The organism is Psychrobacter nivimaris (assembly GCF_009812035.1).
GTDB classification, from domain to species: domain Bacteria; phylum Pseudomonadota; class Gammaproteobacteria; order Pseudomonadales; family Moraxellaceae; genus Psychrobacter; species Psychrobacter nivimaris.
Map to the genome: position 1 here is coordinate 1 of NZ_VZIZ01000029.1, position 12534 is coordinate 12534.

5 protein-coding genes are annotated in these 12534 nt (G+C 44.0%); 4 read left to right on the top strand and 1 reads right to left on the bottom strand.

Features of this window, described 5'->3' with window-relative positions; all coding sequences use genetic code 11:
- Positions 1–189 precede the first annotated feature (189 nt).
- Complete coding sequence (locus FQV37_RS10895; protein WP_160022983.1) at positions 190–3687, top strand: autotransporter assembly complex protein TamA; 3498 nt, start codon at positions 190–192, stop codon at positions 3685–3687.
- Positions 3688–3789: 102 nt separating this feature from the next.
- Positions 3790–8784, top strand: a complete 4995-nt coding sequence (locus FQV37_RS10900; protein WP_160022985.1) for a translocation/assembly module TamB domain-containing protein — start codon at positions 3790–3792, stop codon at positions 8782–8784.
- Positions 8785–8935: 151 nt separating this feature from the next.
- Here the strand turns inward: FQV37_RS10900 and hemP are convergent, their stop codons facing one another.
- Entirely contained in the window at positions 8936–9094 is a 159-nt protein-coding gene (hemP, locus tag FQV37_RS10905; protein WP_227672156.1) for a hemin uptake protein HemP, read from the bottom strand.
- Between the two features lie 298 nt (positions 9095–9392).
- Between hemP and FQV37_RS10910 the strand changes: the two genes are divergently transcribed.
- Entirely contained in the window at positions 9393–10514 is a 1122-nt protein-coding gene (locus FQV37_RS10910; protein WP_160022988.1) for an NUDIX domain-containing protein, read from the top strand.
- Between the two features lie 449 nt (positions 10515–10963).
- Positions 10964–12196: a lipocalin family protein gene (locus FQV37_RS14165; protein WP_160022990.1), complete on the top strand. Its 1233-nt coding sequence runs from the start codon at positions 10964–10966 to the stop codon at positions 12194–12196.
- Positions 12197–12534 lie beyond the last annotated feature (338 nt).

Genomic DNA, 12534 nt, shown 5'->3' on the forward strand with positions numbered 1-12534 from the left:
TCTAAATTGTTTTATGATATTCATCCAAAACATAACTCTTTTGTAGTGCAGTGACTATAGATAACCAGTCATAAAATTAAAGTAGTAAACCATTAATTGCAGATAACTGCTATAAGTTTATTCACCGGTCAGACTTGACGATCGTTATCGTTGATAAGATTGTGCCGCGTGAGCTGATAGGACGTAAAGATGATAAAGCAGCCTTCAACTCGAGCATGCAAGGGTCTAATGATGCAGCGTGACACAGCCATAATCCAAAACGATAGTAATAATTTAAGTACGTACCCAGTAGCACCGCGTAAAAATTTCAGACGTTCGGCATTGTGCACTGCGCTTGCGACCAGTTTGTTCGGTATGGCACCTGCGGCAATGGCAGATACCATTAATAATGCAAACAATACGGCTATCACCAACTCATCTGCTGCTGACCAAACTGACGATACTCAGCTAGATATGGCTCTAGATGCGCTACGTCTAAAAAAAGCAGTAGAGCAAGGCATCATCGATCAGTCAGTATTGGACGACTATAGCGAACAGAGCTTGGGCATTAAGAAACCTAACTCGACAAAGTCAGGCTCTAAAAACTCGACGACGCAAAATGCTAATGCTCAAAACCTATCTTCTCAGAGCAGTAATTCACAAAATACAGTTTCTCAAAACAACTCTCAAGATCTAGAGAGTTTCCCTGACAGTCCAAGCACTTCATACAATCCAAATAACGCTCAATCAATCGCTTCTAATGATGACCTGTTGCAACAAGCAACCGAGATTCAGCAGCAGGGTTATCAAATGATGACCCCTGAGCAGATCGATCGTGAGCTAGCGGCAATGGATGCGCAGAATGCTCAAGATATTAATAGTATTAATATTAGCAATAACGACAGTGACTTTGATGCGCCAATCGCTACGTTAGATGACACAACATCGCCAATTGGTCTAGATACAGAGCTAGATGCAACAAACTTGCCAGCACCTAACAACCTTGATACGTTGGGTAGAAGTGAAACAACAGAAGAACAGGCGAGCGCAGCTGAAGGGATGTCACGTCCGATTGAGGTAAGTGGCGCTGTCAGCAATGAAGATGTCGTTAGTAATGAAGCTACTGTTAAGAATGAAAATAGCCTGACGACTGATGATAGTAGTGATGAGGTGATAGCTGGCACGAATGTTCCTGCCAATGTAGAAGGTACGACGACAGATATTATCAATCCGAATGACTATCTACCAGATTATCAGAATGATACTCAGGCCGTCGATCAAAGTATCGAACAAGCCAATAGACCAAGGCCACGCGCACGCAATAGAGGTAATATCGTGACGCGTCTCTACAATCGCTTTTTTAATGACGGTGGCGTGGTGGCTTTGCCAAATGTAGAAACCACTATTTATCTAGAGCAAGTATCCGCTGAAGACTCTCCTAATGGTAAGGCTCAGCTGATTGAGGCTGATAATGACATTCAGCCAATGAAAAACATCAAAGCAGCACTGGATGATACTTCCGTTCAGTCGGTTATTGACTTTACTGCGGCATTGCCACGTTTGCGTGAGACGGCACAGAATGCTGCTAAAGCCGTTGGTTACTATGAGGTTGAGCTGCGTTTGACCCAACCTGATCGCGATACGGTCAATGTTGTGATTGAAGAGCTAGGCGAGCCGGTACTAGTAGATAGCCGTATTATTGAGATTCGCGGTGAGGGTAGTGAGCAAGAAGAGTTTGCATCGCTTGAGGCAGACTTGCCACCGCAAGAAGGTGATATTTTTAATCACCGGGTCTATAAGAGCAGTAAAGCGGCTTTAGAGTCCTTGAGCAATACCTATGGCTACTTTGACCAGTATTGGCTGAACAAGTCCGTCGATATCATCTTGCCGGACAACAAAGCAGATGTCTCGTTGGTTTATAACACGGGTGATCGTTACGAGTTTGACGATGTGGTATTTTTTACCTACGACAAAGAAACCAATACGCTGACCCAAGACCCTGACAAGCTACCAGTAGAGCTTTCATTATTACAACAGCTCTATGGCTTTACGCCGGGTGAGCCGTTTTATCGTCCAGCAGTTACGAAGTTTAGTAACGACTTATCGGCAACTCGATACTTTAATACGGTCAACGTCGAGTCGATACTACCACCAACTGATAGTAGTGAAGCTGGTACCTTGGCGTTTGACAATGCTGCTACCGAGGGTAACGACACATTAGATGACGACATTAACAATGTGGACAATTATGGTATCGCAGATCTGAGTAGCAATGATGGCGCAGCTGCCTCAAATGTAACTGCTAGCACAGAAGATACGGTTAACGATAATAGCGATATAGGTGCAGAGAGCGATGATGCTCTGAGTGCTAACAGCGGCGAGACGGTCAATGAAGCGGATATCGCTGCTATTGATTTTGAGGCTGATGAAGCCACTCTTGATAAGCTGCAAGCCATCAGACAAAAAGCAGAACGACTAAGCCGCTTGCCGAATGACCGTGTGCTCGATGAAAAAGATCAGGAAGCTGATAATCTATTGGGTAAAATCAGTGACTCAATCAGTAATGTTGCACAAAAGATATTCCCTGATGAAAAGAGTCTAATCGCTGATGAAAACTTTGTACCGCCAACGCTAGCAGGACGTAAAACGCCGCAAGACGTTGCAGAAAGCAAAAAAGTACCTTTATATGTGTTTGTATACGCGGATAAACCACGTGATGCTCAAGTTGGTCTTGGTTATGGAACAGATACAGGCGTTCGCGCCACTGCAAAAATAGACTATAACTTGATTAACCGTCAAGGCTATCAAGCAGGGGCTGAGACGGAAGTATCGAGAATCAGCAAAAACGTGGCTGTCTATGCCAGTCGTCCATGGAAGCATCCGCTCAATGATAAGTTAGATGGGCGTTTGACTTATGAAGAAGAGGTAATTGATCAAGGTGAAGGCAACTTTGATCTATCAACCACAACGCTAAAAGCGGCTTTGGCTCGCAATATCCGTAGTGACACTGGTTGGAACCGTAGCTACTCTGTGCGTTACCGCTTGGATGAGCTTGAGACGGGGGTTGATGGGGCAGCACTAGATGATCTGCCTATTCGCTTTACCTCTTCAAGTCCGAAACAGCGCGCGCTGTTGTTTGGCTATGGTATGAATAAAACAGATACCGACAATGCGACCAACCCAACGCAAGGCATGCGCCAGTACTACTCAATCGAGGCTGGTACTGACAGCGCATTCAGTGATACCGATATGGCGATTATTCGCGCAGGCGTTAGTGGTATTTACAGCTTTGGCGAAGACAAAAAGCATCAAGTATTAGGTAGTGCCAATGCAGGTTATATTTGGGCAGATGATTTTTACGATGTGCCTTATAAGTTGCGTTTCTTTGCAGGTGGCGATCAGAGTATCCGCGGTTATGACTATGAGAGCTTGTCACCATTAGACAAAGGCTATCTAACGGGCGGGCAGGTGCTAGCGGTCGGTAGTGCTGAGTATAACTATGAATTTAAACCAGGTTTCCGTGGTGCATTCTTCACAGATGTCGGTAATGCCTATGACAAAGATTTTGATACTGAGACAAAAGTCGGCGTTGGTGTCGGTATCCGCTGGGCGTCGCCTGTAGGAATGGTGCGTGTCGATGTGGCTGCTGGCGTGACCGAGGAAAGCATTCCAGTACGACTACACTTCTTTATTGGTTCACCGTTATAATCGCTTAATGTAGTAGTTCCAAATGTTTAGTCGCTCCAAATGTTCTAATTATCACTTATCGTACCGATTGCTGGTCTTCATTTTTTAACGTAGTTGAGTGTCATGCTGACAGAAAATACCCCGCCTAATAATGCTCCAGATGAAGATCCAGCACAGCGTGATGCCCGTGCCGTTAGGCGTTGGTATCCGTTGTCATTTCTGCTCAAACTTCTGGTATTGGTGCTTATCGTACTAGCAATTATGTTCGCCATCTTCTTTTATGCGGCAGGGACTGACGCTGGCACGAAGTTTATATTAGAAAAAATCAGTGTTGAAACAGGTATTGATTTCAAATACGGACGCGGCAACTTGCGCGATGGTATCTGGGTCACTGATATCGATATTGAAGCGACTGAAGATCTTGAGATATTAGTAGATAAAGCCTATGTAAAAATAGGCTGGCGTGCAGTATTTGCAAAAGAAGTGCATTTAAGCGATGCAGACATCCAGACCATAGAGATTATCAATAAAAAACCGCCTACTGGTGAACCATTTGATTATAAAACTTTAAAGTTGCCAGTGAATTTGCGTTTTGACCAAGCAAAAATTAAGAAAATTACTTATAAGCAAGTAACCAAAGATCCTATCGTTATTCAAGACATTACGGCGCGTGACCTGACGTGGGTAGGTAGTACGGTAACCGTTGGCCGTGGTGATTTGCAGTATGCTGATATCGTGAAAGTCAGTGCCTTACAAGGAGAGATCGACCTACAGGGCGACTATCCACTAGATTTGAGTGCGATTGCGGAAGTCAGCGCCCTTGAAAAAGCCTATATCGACCCATTGAATATCTCTGCAACGGGAACGCTTAAACGTACTGTCGGTAAAGTACGCAGTCGTTATAACGATAGCGATGTGAGAGGCGACTTTGTAGTACAAGGGTTAGATGCGGGTGCACCGTTTGATGCAAAACTACAGTGGGATGATATTCTTATTCCTTATGCTGATAGCCAAAACATTCGCCTACAAAGCGGTATAGCCACAGCTTCTGGTGTCATCTCTGAGATACGATTGCGTATCAATACTGAATTGACGGCCAAAGACATTCCATCAGGTCATTACCAAGGCCGCGCCGTTATTGCCAACAGTCAGCTACGTATAGATCGCCTAGATGCTGACGTGCCAGCGGGACGTTTGGCATTGCAAGGTATTCTAGACTGGAAAGACAGCTTTGAGGCCACAGTGCGTGCGACGGGTAGCAACTTCGATATTCGCCAAGCTATTCCGGCTGAGTATACTGACTTTAAAGCTTATGCGCCGCAAACCCTTAACGGTAGGCTGTCATTGCGCTATCAGCAGCAGAATGCCACTGGTAATACGCAGATCGATGCAGATTTGCGTCAGCGTGATGGTGAGCATATCAATGCCAATATGGTTCGCGGTAAAACCTCTGCCAAGTCCAAGCAAGTCGCGCCTTGGTATATTGATGCTAACTGGAAAAACCTAACCCGCCGTAACGTACCCAATATTGGCAATATCGACAGTCCTAGTGGGCAGGCGGACGTCATCGTTCGAGGTTCGACATTATCAGTCGATGCCAATGCCGTTATCAATGAGCTAAATGCTGCCCCCAAGGGCAACTATGATCTACGTATACGTAAGGCTGGTGATGTCATTGATATCAATCGTCTTAATTATAACGGCATCGTAGGAGATTTATCCGGCACAGGACAGATTCAGTTAGCGAGCAAACAGCGTCCACTGACATGGCAAATTGATGCCAGTACTAAAGGTCTACTCCCTAAGAAATATCGTAGCGATCTACCACTTGAGCGCTTAATAGGTAGTATAAGTGCGCGTGGTCGATTGCTAAACATCACTAAAAATGGTGTCAGCGGACAGCGTCATGTGATTACTTTAAACAACACTGATATGCAAGCGCAGCTCGATGCGACGCAAGCAGATCGTGCTATTGGTATTACTGGTGCTGGCGATGCCAGTGTCGATATCATAGGTGGTGAGCTGTCAGTATTTGATGCGCGTTTTGATGGTCGGATTGATACAGCAGATGTACCACAAGGCCGTCTGTCCATCGATGCTGCGGGTACGCCAAAGCTGATTAGTATTCGTAAGCTGAACTATAAGGGTGAAGCGGGCGCAGTTGATGCTAAAGGGGTCATCGACTTACGTAAAAATATCGGCTGGAATATAGATGGTCGTTTTGACCAGTTCAATTTGGGTTATTTCTTACCCAATAATCCAGCGATAATCACAGGCGATTTAAAAACCAGTGGCGAATGGCAAAATGCACCAAAGAACAGCAAAAATACTGCAGGTACTTTGCAGCGCTTTGCCGTAAATTTCAACGGCATATTGGATGCCGAGCAATTGCCAGCAGGTAAGCTGAATATAGAAGCCAGTGGTGACAGTCAGCTAATCCGTATCAACCGTTTCCGTCATGTGGGTGCGGCAGGTAGTATTGATGCCAGCGGTACCGTTGATGTGCGTCAAGGCGTTGCGTGGGATATTAACGCGGTGATGGATCGTTTTAATATTGGTTATTTCCTAAAAGATACCCCAAGTCTTATCACTGGTACGATTGATACAGATGGCCGCTGGAGTGACACGCAGCAAATCATCAATATTAAACAAGTCAATCTGAATGGCATGCTAAAAGGGCAGCAACTGAGTGCCAAAGGCAGCCTATCAGCGAAAATGCGTTTGCCTAAAGATTTAGCAAGTTACTTCAAACAACTTCAGACCCAAGATGCTCAAGCACAATACAAGCAAGTAAATGCTTTGATTGATAGCTTAAATGCTAATAACCTTGTGCTGCGTTGGGGTGACAACTATGTCACGGCTAACGGCAATGCCAAGCAGCTACAAACCAAAATTAATATCACCAGTCTAGATCAGCTGTCTAACCAACTGGCTGGTAAAGTCACGGGCGGTGCCACGCTGTCTCAACCGGCTGGACAAGCACTGCCTACTATTTATATTGATTTGGTCGGTGAGCGACTCGCGCTACCTGGCTTTATATTGCGTCAAGGCCGTGTACGCGGCAAGCTGGTCAACTTAGCCAATAGCCCAAGCCAGTTAATCGTGACGGCTGAAGGCCTAGATGCTGCTGGTCAAAGTTTCGATAGTGTTAAAGCGTCTTTTAATGGGACAGAGAAATCTCATGTGGTCGATCTCAATGTGGCCAATAAGCAACTCGATGTCGGCGCTAGGCTAAAAGGTGGTTTTGATCGAGATAGGCTAAGCTGGTCAGGTGTCATTGGAAAAGGCCGCATCAAATCTAAGTATGCGACTTTGAATCAATTGCAACCTGCACAGCTGATTGTGAATTTACCTTATAATCAGGGTGGTGAGAATCGTGATCTAAAAGTACAGCTTGCTGCTCACTGCTGGCAGGCCACGGATCAAACTGGCAAGCTCTGTCTACGAGAAAAACTAGTGGCATCGCCGGACCAAGGTGAAGTCAATGTAGCGTTGCAGAATTTAGATACATCGTTATTCTCAGTGTTCTTGCCAGAAGATATTGACTGGAATGGCAAGATTAATGGTAAAGCAATCGTCGGATGGCAACGTGGTCGTCCACCAACCATTAATACCACGCTATACTCCGACAATGGCAAGATTGGCCTCGTTCAAGATGGTGAAAGCACATCAATGACCTTGCCATACAAGCGTGTCTCTCTTATTGCTCTGTCTGTGCCTGAGGGCATCAAGCTGCGTACCGATATCAATACTGGACGCGGGGCGCGTGGCTATGCTGAGGTGGTCGTCGATCCTTATAAAGACCCTAAACCAATCTCTGGAGCATTGGTACTGAACGAGCTTGATCTTGCGATATTTAAGCCATTCTTCCCCGGTATGCGCGTCCTAAGAGGTAACGTCACAATGGCGGGTGGTCTAGGTGGTACCTTAACCAAACCGCAGTTCTATGGCGACGTAAAACTCTCTGACGGCCGTATAGCCATGCTTGATTTGCCAGTAAATCTGTCCAAAGTAAATGCGGCAGCCAAAATCCGAGGTACACAAGCGACCATTGATGGCACATTCAATAGTGGTACAGGTGAAGGCGAATTGTCAGGGACAGTCAATTGGCAGCAAAAACTGCAGGCCAAGTTGAGTATCGTCGGTGAAGGCCTAGTCATTACTCAGCCGCCATTACTGGTCGCTGAAATTGACCCTGATATTGATATTATCGTACGCCCAGGCGACCGTTATGTTGATATAAAAGGAGCGATTAGTGTGCCGTCTGCGACCATTCGTCCGCCTGAAGCCAGCGAAGATATCATCACTCAGACTGAAGATGCAGTCGTACTAGATCGTCGTTTGATTGGTAATATCGATGAAGTACTGGCTATCTCAAAACCTTGGTCAATCAATGCTGATATCGGTGTTGATTTGGGCGATGATATCAACTTCCGTGGTTTTGGCGCCGTCATTCCATTGGCAGGTGCGATTAATGTGACTCAGAATGGTACAGGTATCATGCGTGCCAGAGGTGTTGTGCAGGTCTCACGCCGCACCAATATCAATGCCTTTGGACAAAGCCTAGAGCTGAATTATGGTCAAGTTCGTTTCAATGGCGATGTGATGAAACCGAGCTTGAGTATTGAAGCGGCCAAAACGATTAATGGCAAAACAGTTGGTCTGCGTGTCCAAGGGACGACTGAAAGCCCCAATATTATCGTCTTTAACAATGCAGGACTGACCCAGCAACAAGCCATGAACGCGTTGGTGACAGGTCGCATCGATAATAAGAGCGCCACACAAATCAGTGAGCAAGGGTTTAAATCGCAAGTGACCAATAATCTGGCTGCCGCTGGATTGAGCTTCGGTCTGAGTGGCACTCGTAGCCTGACCAATCAAATCGGGCAAGCTTTCGGTTTGCAGAGCCTAACAGTCGATGCCTCAGGTAGTAGCGAGGACACCAATGTCAACGTCACAGGTTATGTAACGCCTGATTTATACATTCGCTATGGCGTAGGTGTTTTCAACGCGCAAAACAGCCTTTCTGTTCGTTATCAATTGACACGCCGCATCTATGTAGAAGCAAGCTCAGCAGCAGAAAATGCAGTAGATGTGGTCTATAGTTGGCAGTTCTAAATTATTTATTTAGATGACAGCTGTTTTCTAGTTGATGTCAACTGAGAGAGTTTTTGAAATTATTTTTAAGTTGTATAGCCTATAAAAAAACGCCTCATAATGAAGGCGTTTTTTTATAGAAGTATTGAAAAAGGTGTCACTGAAATAGACGTTACTTGGTTAGAATCAAGCGATTGTTGCGAGTTAGGCGTAGTCGATACTCTTCGCCTTCATGCTCGATACGTACCTCTTTAGTCAGTGCAAATAGATGTTGTGATTGCAAAGTAGGTAGACGGTTTTCACGACAGTTTAAATAACGAGAGATGACCATGCTCATAGTAAATTCCTTTTGAGAAGAAGTGGCTTAAAAAATTGGCTAACCATAGCGTAATTGTTTTTAACGATAATAATTATCATTTAGATTTGATAAATTTGCAAGGCAATTGATAAAATAAAATGCAGTTATTATGTAAACTTATCTAAATTTACTGTCATAAAATATCTCATTTGAATATTTTATCTATATAAATTAATGAATTAGGTGGCAGATATAAATAAATCATCTAGCCTGTAAAAACTATTAAATTATCAAAAATAATCAGAGTAAACACCGAATAAAGGATATAAGTATGTTGAACGGGTCAAATCAACAATCAGAAACCAAGCCGGAAAGTAAGACGAAAACTAACAAACCTAGCATCGTAAATGTTGCAGTGGCTGTGATTCATTATAAAGATCAGTATTTGCTTGGGTTTCGAGATGCTACTCAGCATCAAGGAAATCGTTACGAGTTCGTCGGTGGAAAGATAGAAGCAAATGAGTCAGCAGCGCAGGCGTTGATAAGAGAAGTGGCTGAAGAGACGGATATCCTGCTTGATAATAATACTATCGTTAAGCTTGGGCGTTTGCATCATGATTATGGCGATAAGCAGGTCAGCTTACAGGTTTATAAGATTGAGCTGACAGCAGAGCAGTACGAGCAGCATAAACACCGTGAGCAGGGTTTAGAAGGGCAGGCATTAACTTGGGTAATCAAATCACAGCTTTTGGCAGGAGCGTATCATCTGCCCGCTGCTAATAAGACAATACTTGAATGGTTGAAGCTCCCATCGAAGATAACGATTACTTATCCTCTAGCACATTTCGGCACACACACTGACGCAGCAGCATGGCTACAATATCACCAAGAAAATCTAGCATCAGAATCGTGGGTATATATCCGCTTGAAGGACGTAAATTCTAAGCATCTTGCTGAGCAACTGATGACGGCACGCCCAGATATTTTAGCGATTTTACCTAATGACGAAGAACAACCTTTGAATGTTGAGGAATCACCAACCGCTAATGAGACAGCAACTGGCCAGCGAATAGTTGCCAAGCATTTGACACACTCAACACTGATGCAGTGTTTCGATGAGGTAGGCAGTCCTACAGCTCTCACGCAGTCGTTATCTAAAGACCATCCGCTCATTGTCAGCTGTCATGACATCGCGAGCATAACGGCAGCCAATCAACTTGCCAGCATGAGGATACAACAGGGGCTACCACCAGTGATTGGTGCTTTCGTATCGCCTGTGTTCGCCACCCAAACGCATCCTGATGACACACCACTTGGCTGGGAAGCATGGTCGGAGTTAGCAGAGTTAGCTGATATGCCTGTCATTGGGTTAGGCGGGCTGGAGCCTGCTATGCTCAATCAAGCATTGCAGTATGGTGGTATCAGTGTGGCAGGTATCCGTCAGTTTATATAATCTGCATACTTCAAGAAAGCTACAGGCAATCTATGGTGTCATATAGCTGAATGTGACCCGCATTAGACTTCCGTATTAAGCTTAGTAAGTTCAAATAACTGATTTTTAACTTAGTTATCCAGTAAGTAACTGTGTGGTTATGATGTGTTCAAACAACACTCAAACCTCATAGTTACTTACAAACCGTTGCGTTTTCCTACATTGCACTACTGTTTTAATAGTCCAGTTGTCCTTAATATATATTGCATATCTACGATACGTTGATCTTATTTCTATAGACGAGTGACTGATCAAAAGTGATGTTCAAAATACAATAATAAAAAAGCTTTTGTAGAGTCAAGTTTTGCACGAATAATTTATACCAAAGCAAATGGCTTTTAGAAAACGAGACCAAATAGATGCCGTACATAAAGCGTTTCTAACAATCACTATTTAAGAATGGTACTCCTATGAAAACCAATAAGTTACCTGAGTCAGCATGGACTGATTCACAGGCAGCTGGTTCTCAACTTCAGCAGCCTAAGCAATCGCTCAATGACAATGAATATGGCGATGATACCCAACAGACAAACCAAGCTAGTAACGATGCTAGCTATAATCATGACAGCTCGAATGGCGAATATTCGCACCATCTGGCAAAAGACACGTCTTCGCAAGACAGCTATTTTGGATACAAAAGCGCCGACAAAAGCCTTAGGGCAAAAGAGTCAGCTATGAGTAACAATGAAATAAGCAAAGATCTAAAAAATAGCAATGAGGACAATCATGACGTGGCTGGTGGCTATAAATCATCTGGCTATAAGTCATCACCAAAGAAACAACCACAAAAACTAAATGAAGATGAGCCACTAATGTCAGGACTGTTAGAGGATCAAATAGATAATCTAAACAATAGTTCTGAACAGGCCATCGACGCTGAGCAAATGAGTGATGCATCAACAAATAATTCATCCTACAAAGAAATACCGGAGCGCATATTTATGAATGGACTGATCAAACATACAGGCATTGCTTTAGCGATTATTATACCGTTAGCAGCGTTCTCAGCCTATGCGGCCACGCCGCCAGTGAACATGGGGACTAATAACTCGGCAACTAATGGAATGTCTGATGATGCGATGAGTGAGAAGACCACGACTGATGTACTATCGGTTAAGCCAAGTGATATTATTCATAAATCTGCAAGCACCCCAACTACCGTAGATAGCGTAGATCTGAACACTTATGCAGGTACTTGGTATGAGATTGGCCGTTTGCCAATGTATTTCCAACGTAAATGTGCAGGTGATGTGACCGCCAACTATGCACAAAAAGATGACGGCTCAGGAATCACGGTAACTAATAAGTGTGTGAGCGAGGACGGTTCAGGCATAGTGGCAGAAGGTTTGGCTAAGCCAGTCGATGAAAGCGGTAGCAAACTAAAAGTGACGTTTTTACCGAAGTGGATTCGCTGGATTCCAGTGGGCCGTGCTGATTATTGGGTGCTAGCACGTGATTCAGAGTACAAAACTGCGCTAGTAGGGACGCCTGATAAAAAATACTTATGGCTACTAGCACGCTCGCCAAATATTAGTCAAGAAACGTATACCAAATATCGTCAAATTGCTCAGCAGCAAGGTTATGACTTAAAAGAGTTTAAATTGACGTCGCAGAGCAACCAAACGGTGAGTCTAGCACCATAAGTGTTATAACTAAATTTACTGCTTTGGTTAATTAAGCCCTATAGCAATTATTATTTCATTACGTCTCGATAAGGCAGCATATAAAGCTGCCTTTATTTTTATTACTAGCTGTATATGAGAGCTATATATAAGAGCTATATACGAGAGTAAAACCTATTATGCACGCTAGCTAATCGGTTACCACTGGCAAAATGAGGCGTTTTAGGCTAAAATCTAGGCGATTCAAATACTCTAGCGTCAATAACCCATATTGATAGTGGTTGATTATCATATTAGAGTCGCCATTTAGAGCATACACGACCTATCTATTTTACACTTCTTCATATTTTATTGATCAT

Coding starts and splice junctions, on each gene's coding strand:
- hemP (WP_227672156.1), bottom strand. CDS start 9,094: ATGGTCATCTCTCGTTATTTAAACTGTCGTGAAAACCGTCTACCTACT.
- FQV37_RS14165 (WP_160022990.1), top strand. CDS start 10,964: ATGAAAACCAATAAGTTACCTGAGTCAGCATGGACTGATTCACAGGCA.
- FQV37_RS10910 (WP_160022988.1), top strand. CDS start 9,393: ATGTTGAACGGGTCAAATCAACAATCAGAAACCAAGCCGGAAAGTAAG.
- FQV37_RS10900 (WP_160022985.1), top strand. CDS start 3,790: ATGCTGACAGAAAATACCCCGCCTAATAATGCTCCAGATGAAGATCCA.
- FQV37_RS10895 (WP_160022983.1), top strand. CDS start 190: ATGATAAAGCAGCCTTCAACTCGAGCATGCAAGGGTCTAATGATGCAG.